Origin of the sequence: Longibaculum muris (genome assembly GCF_004343035.1) — a bacterium.
Classification (GTDB): domain Bacteria; phylum Bacillota_I; class Bacilli_A; order Erysipelotrichales; family Coprobacillaceae; genus Longibaculum; species Longibaculum muris.
Window position 1 is genome coordinate 14,113 of record NZ_SMCQ01000008.1, and the last position, 26,028, is coordinate 40,140.

Consider the following 26,028-nt stretch of genomic DNA (forward strand, 5'->3'; position numbering starts at 1 on the left):
CAAATTAATTATCGTTTTTCACAAAAAAATCTTTTAGATTTCTCTAAAAGATTAGCTTTCATCCCATAAAACAAGACTTTTTTCACTTTTTGATTTTTTCATATCAATAATTCTTTGATTCTCTGAACCCCTAAATTTCAAACGAATATTTTTCTTATCTAAAATAAAAGGTCCATCGACTAAATAATCAATATAACTCAAAAGCTCATCAGTAACATCACAATGAACACGTCCACCAGCCAATAAATCTTCTAAGACATAGCCAGTATAACACCAAACATCCTTATCTGGATAAGTTTGATGAAACTGTCTTAATAAAGGCAATAATCCTTCTTGATTAGTTGGCTCCATTGGTTCCCCACCAAGTAAAGATAACCCTTTAATATGGACTGGTTTCAATGCTTCCATAATTTCATCAATTGTCTCTTGTGTAAACGGTTGTCCATAATGAAAATCCCAAGCCACTTCATTAAAACATTCTTTGCAGCGGTGGGTACAGCCTGAAACAAAGAGTGAGACCCTCACTCCTGTTCCATTTGCTATATCAACCTTTTTTATCGTTGCGTAGTACATTTTTATAAGTGGAGAACACGTTCTTTAATTTCTTGTGTTCTTCCTTGATTCCAGAATTGTGTTCCAATATAACCACAAGTACGTCTGGCAACACTCATCTTATCTTGGTCTGTATTTCCACAGTTAGGACATATCCAAATTAACTTACCATCATCATCTTCTTTAATTTGAATTTCACCATCATATCCGCATTCCATGCAATAATCACATTTTGTATTTAATTCTGCATACATAATATTTTCATAAATATGTTGCATAACTGCTAGTACGGCATCTAAGTTATCTTGCATATTAGGAACTTCTACATAACTAATGGCTCCACCTGGAGATAATTGTTGGAATTGAGATTCAAATGTTAATTTTGTAAAAGCATCAATTTCTTCAGTAACATTCACATGATAACTATTTGTAATATAGTTTTTGTCAGTAACACCTGGAATCTTACCAAAACGTTTTTGTAAACATTTAGCAAATTTATAAGTTGTTGATTCAATTGGTGTTCCATATAAACTAAAGTCCATATTTTCTTCAGCTTTCCATTGTGCACATTTATCATTTAAATGCTGCATAATTTCTAAAGCAAAAGGTGTAATTTCTGGATCTGTATGAGACTTTCCTGTCATATATTTGACGCATTCACAAAGTCCAGCATATCCTAAAGAAATTGTAGAATATCCACCATATAATAATTTATCTAAAGTTTCACCTTTTTTAAGTCTTGCTAGAGCACCATATTGCCATAAAATTGGAGCCACATCACTAGGAGTCCCTTTTAAACGATTATGACGGCACATTAAAGCTTCTTTACATAAATCCAATCTTTCATCCATAATACGCCAGAACTCTTTTAAATCACCCTTAGATGAACAAGCCACATCAACCAAGTTAATCGTTACAACCCCTTGGTTAAAACGTCCATAATATTTAGCACGTTGTGTATCAGGATCAACATATGGAGTCAAGAAACTACGACATCCCATACATGTATAACAATGTCCCTCACCATTTTTATCAATCTTTAACTCTAACATTTTCTTTTCAGAAATATAATCAGGAACCATACGTTTAGCAGTACATTTAGCAGCTAATTTTGTTAATTCCCAATATTTACTATCTTCATGAATATTGTCTTCTTCAAGAACATAGATTAATTTAGGGAATGCAGGTGTCACATAAATACCTTGTTCATTTTTAACCCCTAAGATTCTTTGATTCAATGTTTCTTCAATAATTAAAGCCAAATCTTCTTTTGTTTGTCCTTCAGGAACTTCATTTAAATACATGAAAACTGTCACAAATGGAGCTTGTCCATTTGTTGTCATTAAAGTAATGACTTGATATTGAATCATTTGAACACCACGATTCACCTCTTTACGAACCCGATATTCTGCTAATTCATTAATTTGTTGCTCAGTTACTTCAATACCTTCCTGTTCAAATTCTTCACGTACTTCTTTTCTTAATTTTTGACGACTTACATCAACAAAAGGAGCTAAATGAGCTAAACTAATACTTTGTCCACCATATTGAGAACTTGCCACTTGCGCAATAATTTGTGTAGCAATATTACAAGCTGTTGAAAAACTCTTTGGTCTTTCAATCATTGTTTCACTAATAACTGTTCCATTTTGTAACATATCTTCTAAGTTAACTAAACAACAATTGTGCATATGTTGAGCAAAATAATCAGAATCATGAAAATGAATAATTCCTTCTTCATGAGCCTTCACAATATGTTCAGGTAACAATAAACGTTTCGTAATATCTTTACTTACTTCTCCAGCCATATAATCTCTTTGAACACTATTAACAGTTGGATTCTTGTTAGAATTTTCTTGTTTCACTTCTTCGTTATCACATTCAATTAAACTTAAGATTTGTTCATCCGTTGTATTAGCTTTACGCACAAGTGCTCTTTTATAACGATATGTAATATACTTTCTCGCAACTGAAAAAGCATTTAATTTCATAATTTCATCTTCTACTAAGTTTTGAATTTCTTCAACACTCAATGCACGATTCATCTTTTGACATTGATACTTTACATTATTAGTAATGTTATCAATATCTTCTTCAGATAATCTCTCTGTCTCAACAACTTCTTTGTTGGCTTTTTCAATGGCAGCAGTAATCTTTAATTCATCAAACTGTACTTCTGTCCCATTACGCTTAATAATTTTCATGTACCTTTTTTCCTCCCTTAACATTAAAACTAAAATAATAAAACTTAATGAAATAAACAACTATCTCTCTTAAGGATTGTGATTTCATTCTAACACACGGTTATTCTATTATAAAGCAATATGATTCATTGGTCATGTTTTATTTTTTAACATTTGGCAAACAAAACAAAAAGCATTGATTAATTCAACACTTTTTGAATTATATTTTTTATTGAATGTTAATTCTTCATTTCAAATGAACTTTCACTTGGTAAAACTTCCAATTCCTCTACGTCCATTGATTCAATTCTAATAAAATGTCCACTCTGCATTGCTTTTAATAAGCGATTAATGCTTTGCTCATCACCTTGAATACACGCCTCAACATCTCCATCATATAGGTTTTTGACCCATCCTGTCAAGTTCAAACGTGTTGCTTCACGATACATTGTAAAACGAAAGCCAACACCTTGGACACGTCCTTTAAAAATATAATATTTTCTTACCATATCGCTTCACATCCTTTGTTCTTATTATAGCACAAAAAAAGAGCAAATGCTCTTTTAATGTTTCTTCGCAAAATTCCAAGTATCACGACACATATCTTCTAAAGTCTTTTGAGCAACCCATCCAAGTTCCTCTTTAGCACGAGTTGGATCTGCATAACAAGTTGCAATATCACCAGGTCTTCTTTCTTTGATTTCATATTTTACTTTCACGCCATTGACTTTTTCAAAAGCATGGACAATTTCTAAAACACTATATCCTTGACCAGTTCCTAAATTACAAATATGCACACCTGGTTTATTATATTTTTCAATAGCTGCCACATGCCCTTTAGCCAAATCCACAACATGAATATAATCACGAACACCAGTTCCATCAGGTGTATCATAATCATCACCAAAAACGCCTAAACATGGTAACTCACCAGTAGCAACCTTCATAATATAAGGCATTAAATTGTTTGGAATCCCTTTTGGATTTTCCCCAATTAATCCTGATTCGTGAGCTCCAATTGGATTGAAGTAACGAAGTAATGTGACTGACATTTGTGGATAAGCATGTTGTACATCAGTTAAAACTCTTTCCATCATTGCTTTACTTGTTCCATATGGATTTGTTGTTTCTCCAAGTGGACAATCTTCTGTTAAAGGTACAACTTTAGGATCACCATAAACTGTTGCTGATGAACTAAAAACAATGTTATTGACATGATAATCACGCATCATCTTCGTAACAACTAATGTTGTCATTAAATTGTTTGTGTAATATTCAATTGGTTTTGAAACAGATTCACCAACTGCTTTAAAAGCAGCACAATGAATAATTGCATCTAATTCATTGTCTTTAAAAACTTCTTCAGTCTTAGCTTCATTTAAGATGTTAAATTCATAAAATTTAACACTCTTACCTGTAATTTCTTTAATGTGATCTAAAACTTCTGGCTGTGAATTAGAAAAATCATCAATCACAACAACATCGTGTCCAGCTTGAATAAGTTCAACACAAATATGGCTTCCAATATAGCCAGCACCACCAGTTACTAATATTTTCATTTTCCCGTCCTCCTTAAATAATCATCGAAAATATTTTGTATAATCTCCTTGCTTGCAACACCTTCATGTAATTTTTGATTACCATCAAAAAAACAAGGGACATAGTAATAATCATAAGTATCAGCAAGCGCGGCTTGTTGACTTTCCTCAATCAACTCAAGAGGGATATCCTTATATTCAGGATTTTCTTGATACAACTGTTCAATCCACATTCTAGCACGTCGACAATGTGGACAATTTTCTAAATAAAAGAGCTTCATTATAATAATCTCATTGTCTTAATAACAACTGGTGTTAATGGACAATCTTGGAAATTAGTTGGTGTATTTGCAATTTCATCAACGACTTCTAAGCCTTCAGTTATTTTTCCAAATGCTGCATATTCACCATCTAAATGAGGTGCATCTTCATGCATGATAAAGAATTGTGAACTTGCTGAATCTTTAATCATTGTACGTGCCATTGATAAAACACCTCTTGTGTGTAAAAGTTCATTATTAAATCCATTACTTTTAAATTCACCTTGAATAGCTGGACACTCTTTACCTTTCATAGTCGCATCCATACCTCCACCTTGAATCATAAATCCAGGAATCACTCTATGAAAAATTAAACCATCATAAAAATGATCTTGAATTAATCCCACAAAATTTTTTACTGTTATAGGTGCAACTTCAGGATAAAGTTCACCTTTCATTATTTTTCCATCTTGCATTTCAATTTCAAATTTAATTGTTTCCATTATTTCTCCTCTTTCTCCTCAATAATACGATCTGCATCTTCGATAATAATTGGTGCTTCTTTTTTCTTCTTGATATAGAATCTTACACCAAAAAACAAGACAATAACACCAATTAGCCCTAATAATATATAAACGATTTTCTCCATTTGCTTAAATTGATAAGCTAAAGCAACTGTCAAACATAAATTTAAAATCAATAAAGCTCCAGTTGTTTTAATTCGATGATTATAAAGGCAATCTAATGCTAAAGCATTCGATACAAATAATAAAATAATTAATCCTACTTCCATATTTTGCCCTCCTGTAAAAACATCATATCATTTTTTTCAATAAATTTCACTATAATTATGCTGTAACCGTTTTCATTAAAATCAAGATGTGATAAAATATAAGAAAGAAATCTTAAAAAGGAGCGTGATATTATGAGAACTTATCACTCAAACGAAATCGGAAACGTTGTCGTGTTAGGTCACTCTGGGAGTGGCAAAACCAGCGTCATAGAAGCTATGGCCTATCGTGCTGGTATCACAAAAAGAATTGGAACAGTTCAGGATGGAAATACGCTTAGCGATTATTCCCCTGAAGAAATTAAGAGACAGACATCAATTGGTTTATCAGTTATTCCATTAGAATGGAATGAATGTAAAATCAATATATTAGACACACCTGGCTCTTTTGATTTTATTGGTGAAGTTGAGGCGGCTTTAAAAGTTGCCGAAAGTGCTTTAATTGTTGTTCCAGCTACTGAAGGTATTAGTGTTGGAACAAAACAAGCCATGCATAAAGCCCATGATAAAGCAAAAATGATTTATATTAGTGGTTTAGATTATCCAAATGCAGCTTATAAACAAAAGTTAGAAGAACTAAAAATGACATACGGAAAAGCTATTGCCCCTATCCAAGTCCCTATCATGGAAGGCAATAAAATGGTTGGATATGTCAATGTAGCTAAAATGGAAGGACGTTATTTTGAAGGTGAACAAACTCATCCTTGCCCTATTCCTGATAATATGTGGGATGAAATTACCCCTATTAAAAATATGATTGATGAAGCTGTTGCCAATACAAATGATGATTTATTAGAAAAATATATTAATGAAGAACCTTTTACTAAGGAAGAAATTTCTTGGGCCTTACGTCAAGGAGTTATGAATCATACTTTAATTCCTGTTTTATGTGGAACAAATCAGATTGGTATTCAAATTGTCTTAAATTCAATGGTAGCTTTCTTTAGTGCAGCTGGAGATATGGTAAATTCTATGGTTGTTAAAAATGAAGAAACTGGTGAAGATGATTTGATTGGTTTTGATGAATCATTACCAACATCATTATTTATTTTTAAAACAATTGCTGATCCATTTGTTGGAAGAATTTCTTTATTTAAAGTTTGTACAGGCGCTGTTCATACAGGTATGTCTTTATATAATGTGAATAAAAAAGAAGTTGAAAAAGTCAATAAGCTTTATATCATGAAAGGAAAAGAACTGATTGAAACTGATACTTTAAATGCAGGAGATATTGGAGCTTTATCTAAATTAACATATACACAAACAAATGATACTTTATGTACTTTAGATTATCGTGTTGTTTATGAGCCAATTACTTTCTCTCATCCTTATTTTGGTAAAGCGATTAAACCAGTTGGTAAGGCTAATGAAGAAAAGATTGCAAATGCTTTAACAAAATTATTAGAAGAAGATCCAACGTTAATCTTTGAGAATAATCCTGAAACAAAACAACAATGTCTCTATGGTATTGGTGATATTCATATTGAAACTGTTGTTGCTAAGTTGAAAGAAAGATTTAAAATTGATGTTGCTTTAGATGATATTATTATTCCTTATCGTGAAACAATTCGTGGAAGTGTAACACATCGTTATAAATATAAGAAACAATCTGGTGGGCATGGTCAATATGGTGATGTTGAAATCACTTTTGAACCACTTAATGATTATAGTGTTCCTTTTGTTTTTGAAGAAAAAGTGTTTGGTGGAGCAGTTCCTAGAGCTTATTTCCCTGCTGTTGAAAAAGGCTTAGTCGAAGCAACAAAGACAGGTGTATTAGCTGGATATCCAACATTAGGAATCAAAGCTACATTAATGGATGGATCTTATCATAGTGTTGATTCATCAGAAATGGCATTTAAAACTGCAACTATCATGTGTTTTAAAGAAGCAATTCCTAAAGCTAAACCAGTACTATTAGAACCATTTGTAACCCTTCATGTTTATGTTGATGAAGAATATACTGGTGATATCATGGGACATTTTAATAAGAAACGTGCTCGTGTTATGGGTAGTGATATCTTAGAGGATGGTATGTTAAAGATTACTGCTGAAGCACCTCAAGCTGAAGTTATGAACTATGCAGTTGATTTAAGATCAATGACTCAAGGTCAAGGATTCTTTGAAATGGAATTTTTAGGATATGAATTTGCCCCTGAGATAGTTACTAATAGAATCATTGAAGAACATAAAAATTAAAATCACTTATTTTATAGAGTCAATTTAAGCAATCGCTTCTTGTTGACTCTTTTTTTACAAGTATTCAATTTTAACACACAACAACACAGCCTGATTAACTATTTTAGAAGATAAATATTCTATGCTTTTACGCTTTTTTCTTTATATTTTATTTGACTCTTATTAAAAAGCGTTTAGAATAGATGGTAGAAGATGAATTGTAAAGGAGGAAAGAATATTGTCACATAAAAGAATATGTATGTCTCTTTTATCTTTATGTTTAATCGCAACACTTACTTATCAGCCTATTCATGCTGAGGATTTTGCTGGTCAAGAAAGTCACTATATTAAGCTTTGTTCTTCATCTAAATTAACAAGTAAGCAACAAAAAACTTGTAAACAGTTTAATACATACTTAAATGATAAAAATAAAAAACTTGCCAAAGAAGCTAAAGATACAAAAAAAGATGTTCAAGAAACAAAAAAATCAATCGATGACATTGCTCAAGAAATTTCAAAGATTGATACAAAAATACAATCAGCGAAAAGTGAACTGAATTATGTTCAAAAAAATATAACTGCTTTACAAAAGAAAGTTACAAATCAAAATCAACAATTACAAGAACGTTTGTATACAATGCAAACAACTATGAATTCTAATTTATTTGTAACGTATATCTTTGGAGCAGAAAGCTTTACTGATTTTATTAGTCGTGTTGTTAATTTTAAAGAAATTACAAGTTACGAACATGATTTAGTTAAACAACTAAATGAAAATCTTGATGAAATCAAAAAACAAGAATCAACATTAAAACAATTAAAGAATTCTTTAGAAACCGATAAAACCAAACAAGCAAGTTTACAAAAAACATTCCAAGCTAAACTACTTGAACAAAACAAAACAATTGCAAGTAATTCATCTCAGGTTTCTAAAAACCAAGAATCAATGGAAAAGATTCAAGCTAATTTAGCTGCTTTACAAAAAGCTGCTAATGAATCAAAGGTTTCTAATGTAACTCATGCCACACCTAATAAGAAACCTAGCAAACCATCTACCAAACCTGATACAAATCAACAAAAACCTGATACTACCCCTCAAGGAACTCCTTCTAACGACGATTTAACGTCAAATGAAGAACTAGGACTAAAGATAGCTAACAAAGCATTAAGTCGCTTAGGCTACATGTATGTGTGGGCTGGAGGTCACTCTATGAGTAGTATTACCAATCCAAACTGGACACAATTTGATTGTTCTGGTCTTGTCAATTGGGCACATTATCAAGCGGGTGTTAATATTGGTGTTCAATATACTGGTTCACTTGTTGGCTTAGGAAAGAGTGTTTCTAGAAATAATTTACAAGCGGGAGATATTATTCTCTTTAGTAGTAATGGTACTTCTGGTGGTGTTCATCATGTTGGTATTTATATTGGAAATAATCAAATGGTTCATGCTCCAACAACTGGTTCACCAATTTCAGTTGCTAATCTAAGCTATAACTATTGGCAAAAAGAATGGTATACTTGCCGAAGATTATATTAAAAGAAGTTTCAAATCGAAACTTCTTTTTTTTGCTATTTAATAGCTTCTGCCTGAATGGCATCAAAAGCATCTAATTGTTGTTGAACAGTCTTTCCTGCCAATAATCCATCACATAAATCATCTAGATTAGCCCACTGTTCAAATTTTAAATTATAATCTTGAAGCAACATTGTATTTCCTTTTGAAATCACATCCTGTAAATCACTCATTTCTTTATCCAATGTCACATTAATATTATTATATGCTGGTAATTTCCCAAAAGTTTCTAATGTCTTTTTTTGAACATCTTTATTAGAAAAATAATCAACAAATTTCTTACATTCTTCTACATGCTGACTCTTAGTAAAAACTGACATTCTACGATCAGATGCAATCAATAATACATTTCCTTTCTTCATCGGAATACCCGTGAATTCAAAAGAAAAATCAATTCTATCAGGAGATATCATAGATGAATAAGTAAAGGCAAAACAACTCTTTTTTTGATTATAGATTTTCACTATATCTTTAGGCTTATATTTTAAAGCTTCTTTAGCATCCAAATATCCTTTATCTATCAAAGTCTTTAACATCTCAAATCCTGGTCTTGCAAATTCACTAATTTTCATTTCTCCAGAATTTAATTTTTTAATATATTCCTCACTACGATCATTAAAATAAATCTGTGATAACCCACCTGCATAAATAATCAACTTCATAAACTTTTGTGTTCCTACAATTGGTTGATATCCTTTTTTCTTAAGAACTTCACAACAATGCAAGAACTCACTCCAATTCGTTGGCTTTGTTAACCCACATGTCTTTAACATATCCATATTTACAGTCATACAATATGCAACCAATGCAGCCGGTACTGAATAAATTTTACCATTAACTGTTGAATCTTTTTTCGCAATATCAATTAATTTATCAGTAAATGGAACATCACTTAAATCTACAAGCTTATCTTGATTAACAAAATCAAAAATATTCTTAACATCCATACAAGCAACATCCGTTGCTTCATTGTTCTTTAAACGCTCACCAATCAAATCAGCTAATGTTTTATTCGTATTTTCAAGTTGTTGATACCCTTCATAAGCAACATCAATAGTCGGATTTTCTTCATGAAATGATTTCATAATTTCCTCAAAATAATCAATAACATCTTTCTGCAATGAACCTGTTAAAAAATTAATAGAAATAGCATCATTGTTTTGTTTCTTTTGGACAATCTCTGGTTTAGATGATTGACATCCTGCAATCAATAAAGAACAAGCCATTAACTTTAATAAATTTTTACCTCTCATCTTTCTTACCTCCCTTTTTCTAAAACTTCAATAATTGTCTGTGTTATACTTGTCAAGCTAATAGGTTTTGCAATATGTCCATTCATTCCAACATCTAAACATCTTTGAACATCATCACTAAAAGCATTTGCACTCATTGCAATAATTGGTATACGTAAAGCATCATCTCTTTCTAATAGACGAATTGCTTGTGTTGCCTCATAGCCATTCATAATTGGCATCTGAATATCCATTAAAATAACCTGATATTCATCTAATTGAGAACCTTTAAAGATTTCAACCGCTTCTTTTCCATTACGAGCACATACAACAGTAACACCTTTCATTTCTAATAATTCCTTAGCAATCTCCAAATTCAATTCATTATCTTCAACTAATAAAATCTTTTGATTACTTAAAGATGAATCATTATAACTTTCTTCATGAGTTTCATTCTTCAAAGAAACTAAGGCATGGTACAACCTTGATTTAAACAATGGTTTCTCAATAAAATCATTAACTCCAACAGCATAAGCTTCTTCCTCAATTTCACTAAAATCATAAGCAGAAATAAAGACTATTGGAATCTCTCTACCAATTTTTTCTCTAATCATCTGGGTTAAATGAACACCATCAATATCCGGTAATTTCCAATCAATAATAACAACATCATAATCATTTTGTTGTTTAAAACCATCCTCAATCTGATGAAAAGCTTCTAAGCCTGTTAAAGCAGTATCAACATGAATCATAAATTCTTCTAAAATAGCACCAACATCCTGTAAAACCATAGGATCATCATCAACCAAGAAAACTCGCATATCTTTAAGCTTATCCTTATCTTTATAATCATCCTGTTCGCCCTCTTTAAAAGATAACTGAATACGAACCATCGTTCCTTTCTTTAACTGACTCTTAATATCCATTGTTCCACCCATAATTGAAACAATATTCTTCACAATAGACAAACCTAATCCCGTTCCATTTTCTTGACCATAGAATTGATTTTTCTCTTGTTCAAAAGGCTGTCCAATGCGGTCTAAAAACTCTTGACTCATCCCAATTCCATTATCCTTAATTAAAAACTCAAAATTAACAAGTTTTTTATTAACAGATTTTATTTCATGAATAACCAATTGAATACGACCACCCACTGGTGTATATTTCACTGCATTATTCAATAAATTAATAAGTATCTGTTTAAGCTTCATCATATCTCCATAAAGAATATCATGAACAACTTCTTCACTTAAAATCTGTAATTGTTGATTTTTAGACTTAGCTTGCATATCAATAATTCCAAAAACATCACTAATACAATCTGATAAAACAAACTTTTCCTCATACAATGCCATCTTTCCACTTTCAATCTTTGATAAATCTAAGATATCATTAATTAAACTTAACAAATGTGAAGATGACTGTGATATTTTTTTCAAATAATCTTTTAATCTTTCTGGATTATCCAAATAATGGCTAGCAATTTCACTCATTCCCATAATTGCATTCATTGGTGTTCTAATTTCATGACTCATCTTTGATAAGAAATCAGATTTTGCTTGATTTGCTTGTTTTGCATCCAAAGCAGCCATCTTTAATGAATCTTGAATCAAAACATCATTCGTAATATTCGCAATAAAGAATATATATTTTTCTTTACCCACCACATTAATATTCTTAATAATCAAACGAAGATATTGTTTTTCTTGTGTTAATGGATGCACCCTTTGTGCTTCATATGTACATGTTTGATCAATTTCATTATTTTTAATTTGCTCAGACAACCCTACAAAAAAGCTATCTAATAAATGCATGAAAATATCTTCATTTTCTACCAAAGTTTCATTTTCTAATCCAAGTATATCTTCACTATTACAAAATGCTCTTTCTAATTTTTGACTTGTCTTATCATACAAACAAATAAACAAATCACTTGCCTCTGCCGTCGCATCATAAATGGCATTTTCTAACTGTGTCTTTTCATAACGACGTTTTTCTTTTTTCATATTCTGATATATCTCATATAATACCAATGCAATTACTAAAGCTAAACTTAGAATCATCAAAACAAAAGCTACAAACAACATCCCTAATACTAAATTTGATTCTTGTTGAATAGCACTTACAGGAATCACACCACATAAATACCAGTCACAATCTTCTTGAACAGAACGTAATGATAAATAAACAGTTTCTCCTTGGACTGATCCTTTCACAACAACTGATTCATTACTTTCAATAGAATTATAAATATTTTCTTTAATTTCTTTTTCATTAAATCCAACTTCTTTTAATAATTCATCAGCATCTTGCATATAATTCCAAATCACATTTGGGGTTTTAGAAGTCAAAACAATCTTCTTAGAACCTGAATCAATTAAACAAGCAAAACCAGTTTTATTATAAAACGTTAAATCTGTTCCTTGAGAATATTTAGAAAAAGGAATTTCTACATATAACATACCACCATTTTCTACAGGCATTTGTAAAACTGTTTCCCAAACCCCATAAGCTCCATTAATCGCTGGTGAAAAAGTGGAATCTTTATTCTTAAAATCTTGATAAGGTAAATCAGCATGTGTTACCTTATTTCCATGACTGTCAATTCCTTCATTATTCAAGAAATAAATAGCATTTAAATAACCATAATGTTCAACTAAAACATTTAATTGTTGTTGAATTTGTTGAGTATTTAAATTCTTAAAATTTGAACTATATTTTTTTACAAAAGCTTCATCCTGATCATTATAATTAGCTATCTGATGCGCTATATTATCCAATAGATTTTGGGTTAAATCAATAGCACTACTATCCATTTTCTCTCTAATATTAATAATCGTAAAACCTAACATTCCAATAATAAAAATAAAAGTAATACTAATGGCGATAATTATTTTCTTATTCTTTTTCATTTTTAGTTCCTATATTCTGATAATAGTTTTGATAAAGATCATAAGCAACTTGATTAAAATATTTCAATAATAATGGATTAAATACGCCACATTCTCCATCATTAATCATTTTCATAGCTTCTTCATATTGGAAAGCAGGTTTATAAATACGGATACTAATCAAAGCATCATAAACATCGGCAATCGAAACAATCTGTGCCCAAATTGAAATTTCATCACCTTTAAGCCCATCAGGATATCCATTTCCATCATAACGCTCATGATGATGTCGACAGATATCATAACAATATTCATAAAGATCACTCTTTTTTAATTGTTCAATATTTTCTAATAATTCACATCCTCGAATCGTGTGGGTTTTCATAATTTCAAATTCTTCCTTTGTTAAACGTCCTGGTTTATTAAGAATTTGATCTGAAATAGCAATTTTTCCGACATCATGCATAACTGCTGCATCACCAATTAATTCAATTTGTCTAGGCGTAAATTGATATTCATTGTTTCTCACAAGTTCATTTAATAAGGCTCGCGTAATCTTACGAATACGATTAACATGATCACCGGATTCACAATCTCTAAATTCAATTGCGGTGGATAGAGTATCAATGATGGAACGTGTTGCATCATAAAGTTCACGTTCTTGGTATTGAATACGTTGAATCTGTTGATTAACAATTTGTTGTAAAGAATATCTATGTTTATATAGTTCTATAATATTTTCTATGCGACGTTTAATAAAAGAAATCGCAAATGGTTTTGTAATGACATCAACGGCCCCTAAATCAAAACCTTTTTGTAAATAGCTTGGATCTGTTTCTGAAGTAATTAAAAAGACAGGTATGTATTTCATCAATTGACGTTTATTCATTTCCTTCATCACTTCAAAACCATCCATTTCTGGCATTACAATATCTAATAAAACAGCTAACAACCTATCTTTATATGCTTCAATAATTTCTATAGCTTCCACGCCATTAGACGCTTCTTTAATTTCATATTTATCTTCAAAAGAGTTACAAAGAATATCACGATTTAATTCTATATCATCAACAACTAAAATGATATTCTTATTCATTGTGATCCCTCATCAAAAATTGTCTTTAGACCATTATAAATAAAATCATATTCTTTGAGACATTGTTGATAAAATTCATCTGTTGTAGCATGATTTTCTTTACGTAAATCATCAACCCAATTCTTTGTGATACAAAATAAAGATTTCATTGCTAAATTACCAGAAACTCCTTTAAGCGTGTGAACAGATTTTAATAATAAATCGTAATCCTGGTTTAAATAAGCTTGTTTAATTGTATTTATTGTTTCATCATTTAAAAATTTTTTTAATAATTTTAAAGCCAACTGTTCATGATTGGCTAATCTCGACAATAAATCATCATAATCTATTCCTATTTTTAACATTTCCTCTCGCATGTTTATCCCACCTTTTATTCACCTCCTATTATAAACTATTTTTAAATAATTCATAGTTTTACTTGTCATAAAATAAAAACTTGTGACATTTTCATGATTCGTTATAATAAAGTTAAGGAGGATTTATGAAATTATTATTTAAACAAAGACTATTTTCATGGTTTGATAGCTATGATATTTATGATGAAAACAATCTACCAGTTTATCATGTACAAGGAAAATTAAGTTGGGGACATTGTTTACAGATTTATGATCAAACACAAAATCACATTGGTACAATTAAGGAAGAAGTGCTTACTTTTCTACCTAAATTTAATATGTATTTAGGGGAACAATATATTGGTAAAATCTATAAAGAATTTTCTTTTTTTAAACCCGTCTTTCATCTTGATTGTAATGACTGGAAAATTCAAGGGGATTGGTTGGAATGGGATTATCAAATCGTTACATCTCAAGGTCAACTTATTGCGACTGTATCTAAAGAAGTTTTCCATTTAACGGATACTTATGTTTTAGATATTATTCTTCCTCAAAACGCTATTTATGTTTTAATGATTGTTTTGGCTATTGATGCAGAAAAATGCTCAAGACAAAACTAAAGGACAAGATTTCTCTTGTCCTTTTGCTTATTTATGATAAGTTTCATGCTTGATAATCTTAAATGCACGATAAACTTGTTCAACTAAAATTAAACGCATTAATTGATGAGGAAATGTCATTTTAGAAAAACTAATACGTTGATTAGCACGAGTTAGTACTTCTTCCCCATGTCCTAATGAACCTCCAATAACAAAATCAATGGTACTCTTGCCATTAATCATACAATTCTCTATTTTCTCAGCAAATTGAATAGAATCAACAGCTTGTCCACTCACATCTAATAAAATCATATAATCATCTTGTTTGACTTTATCTAAGATTCTTCTTCCTTCTTTAGCTTTCACCATCATTTCTTGAGCTAATGATGCTTTTTCTGGAATACGTTCATCAGCAACTTCAATGACTTCTACATCTCCATATGCTGATAATCTCTTTAAATACTCATTGATTCCATCTTCTAAATACTTTTCTTTCAATTTTCCAACACAAATAATTTTAATCTTCATATTTTCCTCCTGATATGACATCAACTTGACTCGCGACTTTAATTTGATCAAATTGAATATTATGTTCCTTGAAAACTTGTTTGTATGTTTCTATTGCTTTTTCTTTAGTATTAGCTTCTTGAGATAAATGTGCAAGAATAATCTCTTTTGTATTCTCACCTATCATTTCACTCATCAGCTGAGCACTATACTCGTTGTTAAGATGTCCAACATCATTAAGAATTCTATTCTTTAAAAACATTGGTCGTTTTGTTGCCATTAACATTTCAATATCATGATTACTTTCAATAATATAATAATCTAAGTTTTTCATATATTGACGATTTTTTTGTGAAACATAACCTGTATCAGTCATATATAATAATTGTTCATCTGTTGAAATAACAAAACCAATTGGATCACTTGCATCATGACTTGTTTTAAGTGTTAAGACATCAAAAACACCAAATTGGCGATGAGTATAAGGAATTAATGTATGATATTCATCTAAATTCTCAATATTCTTTTTGGCACTGAAGATTTTATCAGTATCAAAAATATGAATATTTTTATTATGATCATAGTGATCATGAGTTAAAAATACATAAGTAATATCAGAATCATTAAAACCTAATTGTTCTAATTTGTATAAAAGCTGTTTTCTTGTGATTCCACAATCAATTAAAATACCACAGCCATCTTCATATACAAATGTTGCATTGCCTTTTGATCCACTTGCTAAAACATGAAATTCCATAATTCGACTCCTTTATGACTCTATTATACAAATTTAAAAGATGAAAAACAACATAATTTAATTTTGAAAAACATATCATCATCTTTTCAAATATGTTAGAATAAGATTGTAAAGGAGGGGTTATATTATGCCTAGAATTATTACAATTGCCAGAGAATATGGTTCAGGCGGGAGAATCATTGCCCAAAAAGTTGCTGAAAAGCTCGGTATTGTTTATTATGATAATGAAATTATCGATCTTGCAGCAAAAGAACTAGGAATTGATGTTGATACAATTCGTAAAGCATCAGAAGAAAAAACATCTAGTTTCATGTATACCATGTCATCATCTGCATTTACACTTCCTTTAAATGATCAAGTGTTTGCGATGCAATCAAAAATTATTCGTCATATAGCTAAACATGATACATGTATTATTGTTAATGGGTGTGCTGATTATATTTTAGAAGATTATGATGATGTTTTAACAGTTTTTATTCATGCACCGTTTGATTCAAGAGTTAAACGTGTAAAAGAAGATTATCAAGAAGAACATGATGATTATGAAAAATTTGTAGCAAGAAAAGATAAAGCAAGAAGTCATTATTATAACTACTATACAACTAAAAAATGGGGTCAACTTACAAATTTTGATTTAACAATAAACAGTGATGTAGGACTTGATGAAGTCGCTGATATCATTGTTCAATTGTATCAATTGAAAGAGAAGTAATGGAAGAAAATAAAATGGGCGTTATGCCCGTCAACAAACTATTAATCTCTATGTCCTTACCAATGATTATCTCAATGCTTGTACAAGCCATGTACAACATTGTAGATAGTATCTTCGTTGCTCAAATCAGCGAAAATGCTTTAACTGCTGTCTCATTAGCTTTCCCTTTGCAAAATCTGATGATTGCTTTTGCAGGGGGAACAGCTGTTGGGGTGAATGCATTATTATCACGTAGTTTAGGTGAAAAGAATCAACACCATGTTAATCAAACTGCAGTCAATTCGATTTTTATTTTCTTAATAACTGCACTTATATTCATGGTTGGTGGTTTAACACTATCAAATGTATTCTTTAATGTTCAAACTAATAATGCTGAAATTGTTACAGCGGGAACACAATACTCTATGATTGTTGTAGGAGGTTCAATTGGTTTATTCTGCCAATTTTTATTTGAAAGACTCTTACAAGCAACCGGAAGAACATTACATACAATGGTTACACAAGGACTAGGAGCCATTATTAATATTATTTTAGACCCTATTTTTATTTTTGGCTTATTTGGTATGCCAAAAATGGGTGTTGCAGGAGCAGCTCTTGCAACCATTACAGGTCAAATTATTGCCTGTCTACTTGCTATAATTTTCAATCTTAAATTTAATCATGATATTCATTTTAATTTTAAGGGCTTTAAACCTAATTTTCAAATTATTAAACAAATCTATTCTGTGGGGATTCCATCAATTATTATGCAATCTATTGGAAGTATCATGACATTTGGAATGAATACTATCTTAATTACTTTCTCAACAACAGCGACTGCTGTTTTTGGTGTTTACTTTAAACTTCAAAGTTTTGTTTTCATGCCAGTGTTTGGATTAAACAATGGAATGATTCCAATTATTGCTTATAATTTAGGAGCTAAACAAAAAGAAAGAATGTTTGATACAATTAAACTCGCAATGATTTATGCGACTGGAATGATGGTTATAGGGGTTATTGCTTTTGAAAGTATTCCTCAAGTCTTATTAAGCTTCTTTAATGCTTCTGAAGCAATGATTAAAATTGGAACACCCGCTTTAAGAATCATTGCGATTCACTTTTTGATGGCTGGTTATTCAATTGTTTGTAGTGCTGTTTTCCAAGCAGTTGGAAAAGGAACATACAGTTTATTGACATCATTAATTCGTCAATTATTTGTCTTATTACCTTGTGCTTATCTTTTATCATTACTTGGTAATATAGACCTTATCTGGTTATGTTTCCCAATTGCTGAATTAGCTTCTGCAACAACATCAACAATCTTATTTCAAAAAATCAAAAAACATATTAACGCAATATAAAAGGTCAAACTCAACGTTTGACCTTTTTCTTTATAACATTTGATATCCGTAAGAATTAACAACTGCATCCAATGGAATACCTGCTTCACAATCTTCACAATGATGTGGATCAGATAATTTAAAGTTAGGTAAATCTTCATGTGTGAATACCCCATATACTGGATATTCATCAACTCTATCCACATTCGCAAAGATAACTGACAATCCAGTAACTTTTCCTCCATGTGCAAGAATTGTACCTATTGCTTTAGAAATTGTATGACCACTCATAGCTGTTGCTAAAACAACTAAAACATTCTTTCCTTTAATCATTGGTTGAATATTGTTTCTAACAACCATTTGACCAGTGTTATCAAATTCAGGTGTAATAACATAGAATGATTTATGTTTGTTATTTGAAGGGAATCCACCAGCAGTTAATTCTTCTGCTAAATAAGCCCCAATAACCTCACATCCATCCATACAAATAATTGTATCAACAGGTGTACGATTTGCTCCTGTTTCAATAAGATTTTCAAAATTATAGCCTTTAAGATGCGCATTAATTTTTACTTTTCTAACATATTTTTCAGCCATTACCTTAGCTACCAATTTTGCTTCAGATTGTCTCATTTTTAATGATGACATATCAATATAGTAATTAACATGGAAACGGTCACTTGAAAAATGTCCAGGTGTTACTTTTAATACCAATTTATCATTTTCCTTAGAAGGAATTCTGATTTGTTCTTTCATATTCTACTCCTTTCTTTATGTGAGAGAAATGTTAACAAGTGATTTCAATACCTGTTTCATATTTCTTATCATCAACAATGACACGTACTTTATAAGTTCCACTTAATCCAGCTTTATTGACTGAACATGTAACTTTTCTTGCATCTTTTTCAATAAATGTACCACAACATAATGCAGCAAATGGTGTTTTTGCAGTTGAAATGAAGTAACCATGTTGTTCTTCACCTTGTTCTAACATCAACATAACCAATTGTCCTGATTCAAATGTTGCTTTGAAATTGAAACGATCATCTTCTTCTTCAATAGAAGCTTCATAGATATGAGAAAGTTCTTCACCACAACAATCCATAGGAATTAATGTATCAGATTCTTTTGTTACTCCCATATGTCCTAAGCGTTTTCCTTCACCTAATGGTAAATTATCTTGATTATGATACAAGCTTAATTTTTCAGCACGATAGAAATTACCTTTTACTTCTAATTCTAGCATCACTTCATCATCTAAAACTTCAACCGTAATAGAACGTGTTCTAACCATTGGATCATCTTGCATTAAAGCTGCAAATTGTTCAGATGCATCATCACCATAATATTGAATACCACCAGAGTGAACCATATAATGTCCTTCTTTATAATATTCAACATTACAAATATATTGAGAATAGAATTCTTGTCCTCTTTCTTTACCATATTGCCATACTTGTTTAATAGTCATATCATCAGTATTGATTTTATAACGAACTCCTCTTGAGAAGTTATCTTTATTTAAAATACGTTTTTCAGGATTTTTAGAACGGAAATGTCCGTTATCAAAACACATAACATCACCATTAGGTGTAATTAAGTTAGCATGTTGTTCATATTGCCAATCAAAATCATTACCAACTGGTTTAAAGAAATATGGTGTATATTCTTCAGGCCACATTTCAGGGTCACCAATGATCCAATTGAGTTTACCAGTATCGAAATCAATATTACACATACTATCAATATGACGACCAGAGAAAGTCAGAGAATTTGTATTTTCATCATACCAAACAGCATTGTTATGGAACCAGTCTTCTTCAGTCCAGCTACCACTTCTTGCAACTTTAGCTGGATCTAAGAAATCTTTATAATCCCATGTTTTTATGATTTCACCAGTGTTACGATCAACCATCACGCACATATCTTCAACAGTTTCACTTGTTAAATCTTCTGTTAAGATAAGTAGGTTTCCATTTTCTAATTCGAATTGGTCATGATGGTAACCCCCTGGAATTGTGAATTCTTTAATAACTTTACCTACCATTGTCATTTCATAAATTCCTGACATATAGTAAGGAAGTCTCAATAAACGATGTGTACCAATTAAAATATTCCCATTTCTTGCACGTTTAATATCAAATACTGTAGGAATATTTAAATGCCATCTAACATCACCAGCAAAGTCAAAACCTGTTGCTAAATCAGTTAAGGCTGGTGAAACAATAATTAACTCATCTCTTAAATAATGATAAGTTGTATTCATATGAACTAATTCAGGAACATCATTAGATAAAGGTTCAGTTTGAATCTTAACTGTATTTTTAGCTCCACGATATAATTCAATTTCAACAGTGTTTTCATATCCACCATACAAACCTAAAACAGGTAAAATATGAGTTGTTGCTTTAGGGAATGTATGTTCCATTGTTGCTTCAGGAGTTTTTCCTAAAACTCTAACTGTTACTGCTACTTCTTTTTCTGTTTTAAATAAGATAACTGCAGCTAATGGATTAATAAAGTAAGGATTTAATTTTACTAGTGGATTTTCCAATGTATAATTTCCATTTTCTAATTCATCTAACATTGCTTTTTCAGCTTCAGTTTGACGATCAACCAAGCTTTTTGTGAAAGTATATTCAATAGCCATTTTGTACCTCTTTTCCTAGCATTCGATTTGAATGCCTGTTTCATATTTTTTATCATTAATAATAACTCTTACATCATAAGTTCCTTTTAAACCAGATTTATTAACACCAGTTCTTGTATTACGATCATCTGTATCTAAGAATGAACCACAGCACATAGCTGTTGCTGGTTTTGCAGTTGTAGGAATATAGTAACGATGAACTTCATCACCTTGTTCTAATAACATCATTGCTAAATCACCCTTCATGAAACGACAGAAGAATGTAAATTTATCCATTTCATCTTCAATTCGAGCATTGCAATCTTCTGGTAACATTTCACCACATGCTTCAGCTGGAATTTCTGTATCAAATTCTTTTGTAACACCCATAGAACCTAAAATTTTTCCTTCACCTAATTCTAAGTTTGTTCCTTCAACATATAATTTCATTTTTTCAGCACGATAGAAATTACTATTTGTCTTTAATTCGTACATTTTTGTATTATTCACAACTTCAACAGTAATGGCTTGTTGATATCCACCTGTTTGAATTGCAAATGGTCCTAATGCTTCAGAAGGAATACCATCTTTATCATAAGCAATACCACCAGAGTGAACTAAATAATGACCTTCATTATAATATTCAACATTACAAATATATGGTGAGAAGAATTCAGCTCCACGATCCTTACCATATTGCCATACTTGTTCAATTGTCATATCTTTTGTATTAATTTTATAACGAACTCCTCTTGAGAAGTTATTATAAGCAGGTACTTTCTTTTCTTCTACCTTTGTTGAGTTATGATGGTTATCAAAACACATAACATCACCATTAGGAGTAATTAAGTTAGCATGTTGTTCATATTGCCATTCAAAATTATTTCCAACTGGTTTAAAGAAATACTTTTGCATATGTTCTGGCCAAGTTTCAGGATCACCAATAATCCAGTTTAACTCTCCACTATCAAAGTCAATATTAACCATTGAATCAATATGACGACCAGAGAAAGTTAAAGAATTTGTATTAGCATCATACCAAACAGCATTGTTATGGAACCAATCCTCATCAGTATAAGATAAACCTTTTCCTTCACCAGGAGTCAAGAATTTCTTATAATCCCAAGTCTTTAAGATTTCACCAGTATTACGATCTAATAAGATACACATATCTTCAACTGTATCACTTGTTAAATCTTCAGTTAAACATAATAAATTTCCATCAGGCATTTCAAATTGATCATGATGATATCCACCTGGAACACGGAATTCTTTATAAATCTTTCCAACTGGACTCATTTCATATAACCCAGACATATAGTAAGGTAATTTAATTAAACGGTCAGTTCCAATTAATAAATTTCCATTTCTTAAACGTTTAACATCAAATACACATAATGCTGTTAAATGCCAACGAATATCTCCAGCAAAGTCAACTCCAATAGATTTTTCACTACCAGCTGGTGTCAAGAACATAATATTATCTTCAAAATATTCTGGTGTTGTTTGAATATATTCAACAACACTATGATCACATACATCACCAATTTCAATGTGAATTGTTGTTGTATTTCCACGATATGGAGTGATTTCTACAGTATTATTATAATTAGCATATAAACCTAAAACTGGTAAAACATGTGTTTTTGCTTTAGGAAAAGTGTGCACAATGTCAGCAGCCTTTGTTTTTCCTCTTACTCTAATTGTTACAGCAGTTTCTTCTTCTGTTTTAAAACATACAACTGCAGATAATGGATTAATTAAATACACATTTGTTTTAACTAATGGATTTTCAACAGTATAATTTCCACTTTCAAATTCAGCTAACATTTTTTCTTCAGATTCTTTTTGTAATGGAATCCAATGTTCTATTTTTTTATATTCAACACTCATTTTTCTTCCTCCTTTTATTTATATAAATAATTGCGCAAAATGCGCAATTATCTTATAAGTTTTCTTCAATCATTTTAATAATAGCAGGTTTTTGTTGTAATCCTTGCATACGTTTTACTTCTTGACCATCTTTTAATAAAATTAAAGTTGGATAACCTTTAACTTCATATTGATCAACTAATTCTTTATTTTTATCAAAATCTAATTTTAAAATAGTTACTTTGTCCCCTAATGCTTTTTCTACATCATTTAATACAAAAGCTAACATTTTACATGGTCCACAAGTTGTTGAGAAAAAATCAACCAACACTAAACCATTCCCTACTAATTCATTAAATTCTGTACTCTCTACTTCTTTTAACATGATAGATCCTCCTTTTATTTTGTATATCTTGAAACTTCTTGAGCCGCAATAGCTCCATCAGCACAAGCAGTAATAACTTGTCTTAAATTCTTTGTAATACAATCCCCAGCACCATAGATACCTGGAATCTTTGTTTCCATTTTTTCATTAACTTCAATATAACCATATTGATTTAAAACACCTAAATCTTTTAAGAAATCAGTCACTGGTGATAATCCAATATATTCAAAGACTCCATCACAATTGACTGTGTTTTCTTCACCAGTTTTTGTTGATTTAAAATGTACTCCGGTAAGTGAACTATCACCAACAAATTCTAAGATATCTTGATATGGATAAACTGTAACATTATCAAGTGCTCTTAACTTATCACAAGCAATTGGATCAGCAGTTAAATCAAACATCGTTACAATTGTTAATGATTTAACAATTCCAGCTAAATAAATTGATTCTTCAACAGCAGAATTTCCTCCACCAATAACAACAACATCCTTATCACGATAAGATGCACCATCACAAATTGCACAGAAACTAATTCCATTACCAATGAATTTATCTTCATTAGGAATATTCAATCTTCTAGGTGTTGTTCCTGTAGCTAAAATGATTGCTTTAGCAGTAATCACTTTATCTGCATCTTCTTCAATATAGATTTTCTTTGTGTCTCCATTATCTTCAATTTTATTAACTGTTCCATAATCGAAGGCAACATTTAACTCTTGTGTATGGTTAAACATCTGCATTGCAAGTTCAGCCCCATTGATTGTTCCCATACCTGTATAGTTTTGAATTTCATTTGTATTAATAATTTGTCCCCCTGGAGCAAGCTTATCTAACATTAAGACCTTTAAATCAGCACGTGCTCCATAGATAGCAGCTGTCATCCCAGCAGGACCAGCACCAATAATCACTAAATCATAATATGTATCCATATACATACCTCCTTTACTATCATTTTACTCCTTATGAGCATAATTAGTAATAGATATTTTTAAGTTTTTTATCTTTTTTTATATCTAATATTTAGCCACTAAACTAATAGATTAATAAATGGAATACCCACAATAATAATAACAATAAATTCAATCACAACAAAGACAGTTGAATATTTATAAACATCACCAGAAGTTAAGTATTCTTTGTTACCAAACATCATTGCTGCAAATGGTGAAGCCGCTGGTGTACAAGCCGCAGTTAATAAAACTGTGAAGATTAACAATGTGATAATTGGGGCAGGATTAACGCCTGTATTAACACAATAAGTTAAAACAACTGGTTGTAAAATCATACCAATAACAAGTGAATTGCAAATATTTGTTAAGACAATTGCAAATAACAATAAAACAATTGTAAACATACCACCTGAAATACCAGCAAAGACTGGTGATAAAACAGTATTTAAGAAAGCTGTAATACCTGTTGCTTCATTTGTTAAAACACTTCCAAGTAAGATTGCTGAAGTACAAAGTAAATAAGTTGGCCAAGCAAAGTCTTTCCCCATAACTTCATTTAACTTTAAGACTGGTCCATCTTCAAAGCTTAATAATACCAAAATAGTTACTAATACCATTGGCATAATCAATGAATTAGCATTTAAGAAGTTTAAAATTGGTAAATTTGGTAATAAACTTGGTACTAACATCACAAAGATGAAAATGCATAAGAAAATACCATATGTTTTTTGAGACATTGTCATTGGTGGCAATGGATTCTTTTCTAACATTTCAATACTAATTTTCTTTAAAGGTTCTACATCAGGTCTAAAGATAAATTTCATAATTAATACAGTTACTGCAATTAATAATAACCCAATAACAAAACATCCAATAAAGTATGATGCATTAGAAATCATCACACCATCCATAGAAGCCAAAGCTGGGAAGTTAGCTAATAACCCACGATAGTTTCCAAGTAACGCTAATCCATTAGCCATATATGGTGGAACAGGGAAACCAATTAAAGCTGCAATAACAATTCCAACAATCATAACTTTAGGATATGCATCTGTTTTCTTGAATCCTACTTCATCAAAAATACCATAAAGAACTGGCCAGAATAAGAAGATTGGAGCGAAAGCACCAATGAAAACTGACATAACATATGTTCCAAGTAACATAACCAAAGTAAATATCCAAGGTCTTCCTTCAATCATTTTTCTTGTCATAATCCAACGTGCAATATAAACCGTTAAACGTCTATTTGTTAAACCACCCATGAAAATCATTAAGAAGAACATTTGTACAACTGTTGGATTCCCAAAAGCTGACATCATAATATTTCCTGCAGGTGCAAAATCAGTAAACGCCAACATAACAATACTTGTTAAACTCGCTACTGAAGGATCAATTGTAGACCACAAATAAATAGTTCCAATAAATACCCCCATAACTTGTAATCCGATTTTTGTAACATTTGGCAAGACACCCATTGGAACGAATCTAAATCCAAGCATGATAATCATTCCTATGATAAAATGGATGTACGAGCTGTTGATTTTCTTTTTCATAAATCTTACCTCTCCTATTTTATTATCCGTATTCTTGTTAATATTTTCTCATACCGACACTTCTATTATACAAAATATGTAAGCGCTTGTTAATGGCAATAACTTAGATTTACA

The 26,028-nt window shown here is 30.8% G+C and carries 24 protein-coding genes; 5 read left to right on the forward strand and 19 right to left on the reverse strand.

Features of this window, described 5'->3' with window-relative positions; translation table 11 throughout:
- Positions 1 to 51 precede the first annotated feature (51 nt).
- From nrdG to EDD60_RS07115, 7 genes are all read right to left on the reverse strand, one after another.
- Positions 52 to 573, reverse strand: a complete 522-nt coding sequence (nrdG, locus tag EDD60_RS07085; protein WP_066450357.1) for an anaerobic ribonucleoside-triphosphate reductase activating protein — start codon at positions 571 to 573, stop codon at positions 52 to 54.
- Between the two features lie 2 nt (positions 574 to 575).
- On the reverse strand, positions 576 to 2,756 hold the full coding sequence (gene nrdD, locus EDD60_RS07090; protein WP_066450360.1) for an anaerobic ribonucleoside-triphosphate reductase: 2,181 nt from the start codon (positions 2,754 to 2,756) through the stop codon (positions 576 to 578).
- Between the two features lie 218 nt (positions 2,757 to 2,974).
- On the reverse strand, positions 2,975 to 3,244 hold the full coding sequence (locus tag EDD60_RS07095) for an acylphosphatase (RefSeq protein WP_066450362.1): 270 nt from the start codon (positions 3,242 to 3,244) through the stop codon (positions 2,975 to 2,977).
- A 54-nt stretch (positions 3,245 to 3,298) separates the two neighbouring features.
- Entirely contained in the window at positions 3,299 to 4,294 is a 996-nt protein-coding gene (gene galE / locus EDD60_RS07100; protein WP_066450364.1) for a UDP-glucose 4-epimerase GalE, read from the reverse strand.
- On the reverse strand, positions 4,291 to 4,554 hold the full coding sequence (locus tag EDD60_RS07105; RefSeq protein WP_066450366.1) for a glutathione S-transferase N-terminal domain-containing protein: 264 nt from the start codon (positions 4,552 to 4,554) through the stop codon (positions 4,291 to 4,293). The genes galE and EDD60_RS07105 overlap by 4 nt, the downstream gene beginning before the upstream one ends.
- Entirely contained in the window at positions 4,554 to 5,036 is a 483-nt protein-coding gene (locus tag EDD60_RS07110; protein WP_066450368.1) for a peptidylprolyl isomerase, read from the reverse strand. The genes EDD60_RS07105 and EDD60_RS07110 overlap by 1 nt, the downstream gene beginning before the upstream one ends.
- Positions 5,036 to 5,326, reverse strand: a complete 291-nt coding sequence (locus EDD60_RS07115) for a hypothetical protein (protein ID WP_066450369.1) — start codon at positions 5,324 to 5,326, stop codon at positions 5,036 to 5,038. Before EDD60_RS07115 ends, EDD60_RS07110 begins: the two co-directional genes overlap by 1 nt.
- Positions 5,327 to 5,458: 132 nt before the next feature.
- On the opposite strand from EDD60_RS07115, the gene EDD60_RS07120 reads away from it, so the two are divergent.
- On the forward strand, positions 5,459 to 7,519 hold the full coding sequence (locus EDD60_RS07120) for an elongation factor G (protein ID WP_066450370.1): 2,061 nt from the start codon (positions 5,459 to 5,461) through the stop codon (positions 7,517 to 7,519).
- 217 nt (positions 7,520 to 7,736) lie between these two features.
- The gene (locus EDD60_RS07125) at positions 7,737 to 9,038 is read left to right on the forward strand and encodes a C40 family peptidase (protein WP_243646652.1); all 1,302 of its coding nucleotides are present in this window, start codon (positions 7,737 to 7,739) and stop codon (positions 9,036 to 9,038) included.
- Positions 9,039 to 9,070: 32 nt separating this feature from the next.
- Here EDD60_RS07125 and EDD60_RS07130 read toward each other — a convergent pair whose 3' ends face one another.
- From EDD60_RS07130 to EDD60_RS07145, 4 genes are read right to left on the reverse strand one after another with little or no spacing between them, the layout of a single operon-like run.
- A complete protein-coding gene (locus tag EDD60_RS07130) occupies positions 9,071 to 10,327 on the reverse strand; it encodes an ABC transporter substrate-binding protein (protein WP_066450377.1) in 1,257 nt (418 codons plus the stop codon).
- Positions 10,328 to 10,332: 5 nt separating this feature from the next.
- Positions 10,333 to 13,218 carry a hybrid sensor histidine kinase/response regulator gene (locus EDD60_RS07135; RefSeq protein ID WP_066450380.1) on the reverse strand — a complete coding sequence of 962 codons (2,886 nt, stop codon included), beginning with the start codon at positions 13,216 to 13,218 and terminating at the stop codon, positions 10,333 to 10,335.
- Positions 13,205 to 14,293 (reverse strand): HD domain-containing phosphohydrolase, encoded by a 1,089-nt coding sequence (locus tag EDD60_RS07140; RefSeq protein ID WP_066450382.1) that lies wholly within the window; start codon positions 14,291 to 14,293, stop codon positions 13,205 to 13,207. The genes EDD60_RS07135 and EDD60_RS07140 overlap by 14 nt, the downstream gene beginning before the upstream one ends.
- Complete coding sequence (locus tag EDD60_RS07145) at positions 14,290 to 14,649, reverse strand: Hpt domain-containing protein (protein ID WP_066450387.1); 360 nt, start codon at positions 14,647 to 14,649, stop codon at positions 14,290 to 14,292. The genes EDD60_RS07140 and EDD60_RS07145 overlap by 4 nt, the downstream gene beginning before the upstream one ends.
- A 125-nt stretch (positions 14,650 to 14,774) precedes the next feature.
- Between EDD60_RS07145 and EDD60_RS07150 the strand changes: the two genes are divergently transcribed.
- Positions 14,775 to 15,248, forward strand: coding sequence for an LURP-one-related/scramblase family protein (locus EDD60_RS07150; RefSeq protein ID WP_066450393.1), 474 nt, complete (start codon positions 14,775 to 14,777; stop codon positions 15,246 to 15,248).
- A 27-nt stretch (positions 15,249 to 15,275) separates the two neighbouring features.
- Here EDD60_RS07150 and rlmH read toward each other — a convergent pair whose 3' ends face one another.
- Positions 15,276 to 15,755: a 23S rRNA (pseudouridine(1915)-N(3))-methyltransferase RlmH gene (gene rlmH / locus EDD60_RS07155; protein WP_066450395.1), complete on the reverse strand. Its 480-nt coding sequence runs from the start codon at positions 15,753 to 15,755 to the stop codon at positions 15,276 to 15,278.
- Entirely contained in the window at positions 15,745 to 16,491 is a 747-nt protein-coding gene (locus EDD60_RS07160; protein ID WP_066450398.1) for an MBL fold metallo-hydrolase, read from the reverse strand. The genes rlmH and EDD60_RS07160 overlap by 11 nt, the downstream gene beginning before the upstream one ends.
- Before the next feature lie 127 nt (positions 16,492 to 16,618).
- Between EDD60_RS07160 and EDD60_RS07165 the strand changes: the two genes are divergently transcribed.
- Positions 16,619 to 17,203 (forward strand): cytidylate kinase-like family protein, encoded by a 585-nt coding sequence (locus tag EDD60_RS07165; protein WP_066450401.1) that lies wholly within the window; start codon positions 16,619 to 16,621, stop codon positions 17,201 to 17,203.
- Positions 17,203 to 18,543 carry an MATE family efflux transporter gene (locus EDD60_RS07170; protein ID WP_066450402.1) on the forward strand — a complete coding sequence of 447 codons (1,341 nt, stop codon included), beginning with the start codon at positions 17,203 to 17,205 and terminating at the stop codon, positions 18,541 to 18,543. The genes EDD60_RS07165 and EDD60_RS07170 overlap by 1 nt, the downstream gene beginning before the upstream one ends.
- A gap of 30 nt (positions 18,544 to 18,573) precedes the next feature.
- Here EDD60_RS07170 and EDD60_RS07175 read toward each other — a convergent pair whose 3' ends face one another.
- From EDD60_RS07175 to EDD60_RS07200, 6 genes are all read right to left on the reverse strand, one after another.
- Entirely contained in the window at positions 18,574 to 19,278 is a 705-nt protein-coding gene (locus tag EDD60_RS07175) for a phosphoribosyltransferase (protein ID WP_066450404.1), read from the reverse strand.
- A gap of 31 nt (positions 19,279 to 19,309) precedes the next feature.
- Positions 19,310 to 21,172, reverse strand: coding sequence for an aryl-sulfate sulfotransferase (locus EDD60_RS07180; protein ID WP_066450405.1), 1,863 nt, complete (start codon positions 21,170 to 21,172; stop codon positions 19,310 to 19,312).
- A gap of 15 nt (positions 21,173 to 21,187) precedes the next feature.
- Positions 21,188 to 23,044 carry an aryl-sulfate sulfotransferase gene (locus EDD60_RS07185; protein WP_066450407.1) on the reverse strand — a complete coding sequence of 619 codons (1,857 nt, stop codon included), beginning with the start codon at positions 23,042 to 23,044 and terminating at the stop codon, positions 21,188 to 21,190.
- 52 nt (positions 23,045 to 23,096) lie between these two features.
- Entirely contained in the window at positions 23,097 to 23,408 is a 312-nt protein-coding gene (locus tag EDD60_RS07190; RefSeq protein ID WP_066450409.1) for a thioredoxin family protein, read from the reverse strand.
- Positions 23,409 to 23,422: 14 nt separating this feature from the next.
- The gene (locus tag EDD60_RS07195; protein ID WP_066450411.1) at positions 23,423 to 24,340 is read right to left on the reverse strand and encodes an NAD(P)/FAD-dependent oxidoreductase; all 918 of its coding nucleotides are present in this window, start codon (positions 24,338 to 24,340) and stop codon (positions 23,423 to 23,425) included.
- A 98-nt stretch (positions 24,341 to 24,438) separates the two neighbouring features.
- A complete protein-coding gene (locus tag EDD60_RS07200) occupies positions 24,439 to 25,914 on the reverse strand; it encodes an SLC13 family permease (protein WP_102135720.1) in 1,476 nt (491 codons plus the stop codon).
- Between the last annotated feature and the right edge of the window lie 114 nt (positions 25,915 to 26,028).

Bases quoted from the DNA above. Each gene is read 5' to 3' on its own strand.
- EDD60_RS07130 (WP_066450377.1), bottom strand. From the start codon at position 10,327: ATGAGAGGTAAAAATTTATTAAAGTTAATGGCTTGTTCTTTATTGATT.
- EDD60_RS07105 (WP_066450366.1), bottom strand. From the start codon at position 4,554: ATGAAGCTCTTTTATTTAGAAAATTGTCCACATTGTCGACGTGCTAGA.
- EDD60_RS07180 (WP_066450405.1), bottom strand. From the start codon at position 21,172: ATGGCTATTGAATATACTTTCACAAAAAGCTTGGTTGATCGTCAAACT.
- EDD60_RS07165 (WP_066450401.1), top strand. From the start codon at position 16,619: ATGCCTAGAATTATTACAATTGCCAGAGAATATGGTTCAGGCGGGAGA.
- EDD60_RS07110 (WP_066450368.1), bottom strand. From the start codon at position 5,036: ATGGAAACAATTAAATTTGAAATTGAAATGCAAGATGGAAAAATAATG.
- EDD60_RS07170 (WP_066450402.1), top strand. From the start codon at position 17,203: ATGGAAGAAAATAAAATGGGCGTTATGCCCGTCAACAAACTATTAATC.
- EDD60_RS07095 (WP_066450362.1), bottom strand. From the start codon at position 3,244: ATGGTAAGAAAATATTATATTTTTAAAGGACGTGTCCAAGGTGTTGGC.
- EDD60_RS07145 (WP_066450387.1), bottom strand. From the start codon at position 14,649: ATGCGAGAGGAAATGTTAAAAATAGGAATAGATTATGATGATTTATTG.
- EDD60_RS07160 (WP_066450398.1), bottom strand. From the start codon at position 16,491: ATGGAATTTCATGTTTTAGCAAGTGGATCAAAAGGCAATGCAACATTT.
- EDD60_RS07120 (WP_066450370.1), top strand. From the start codon at position 5,459: ATGAGAACTTATCACTCAAACGAAATCGGAAACGTTGTCGTGTTAGGT.
- rlmH (WP_066450395.1), bottom strand. From the start codon at position 15,755: ATGAAGATTAAAATTATTTGTGTTGGAAAATTGAAAGAAAAGTATTTA.
- nrdG (WP_066450357.1), bottom strand. From the start codon at position 573: ATGTACTACGCAACGATAAAAAAGGTTGATATAGCAAATGGAACAGGA.
- EDD60_RS07135 (WP_066450380.1), bottom strand. From the start codon at position 13,218: ATGAAAAAGAATAAGAAAATAATTATCGCCATTAGTATTACTTTTATT.
- EDD60_RS07115 (WP_066450369.1), bottom strand. From the start codon at position 5,326: ATGGAAGTAGGATTAATTATTTTATTATTTGTATCGAATGCTTTAGCA.
- EDD60_RS07195 (WP_066450411.1), bottom strand. From the start codon at position 24,340: ATGGATACATATTATGATTTAGTGATTATTGGTGCTGGTCCTGCTGGG.
- galE (WP_066450364.1), bottom strand. From the start codon at position 4,294: ATGAAAATATTAGTAACTGGTGGTGCTGGCTATATTGGAAGCCATATT.
- EDD60_RS07175 (WP_066450404.1), bottom strand. From the start codon at position 19,278: ATGAAAGAACAAATCAGAATTCCTTCTAAGGAAAATGATAAATTGGTA.
- EDD60_RS07150 (WP_066450393.1), top strand. From the start codon at position 14,775: ATGAAATTATTATTTAAACAAAGACTATTTTCATGGTTTGATAGCTAT.
- EDD60_RS07140 (WP_066450382.1), bottom strand. From the start codon at position 14,293: ATGAATAAGAATATCATTTTAGTTGTTGATGATATAGAATTAAATCGT.
- EDD60_RS07200 (WP_102135720.1), bottom strand. From the start codon at position 25,914: ATGAAAAAGAAAATCAACAGCTCGTACATCCATTTTATCATAGGAATG.
- EDD60_RS07190 (WP_066450409.1), bottom strand. From the start codon at position 23,408: ATGTTAAAAGAAGTAGAGAGTACAGAATTTAATGAATTAGTAGGGAAT.
- EDD60_RS07185 (WP_066450407.1), bottom strand. From the start codon at position 23,044: ATGAGTGTTGAATATAAAAAAATAGAACATTGGATTCCATTACAAAAA.
- nrdD (WP_066450360.1), bottom strand. From the start codon at position 2,756: ATGAAAATTATTAAGCGTAATGGGACAGAAGTACAGTTTGATGAATTA.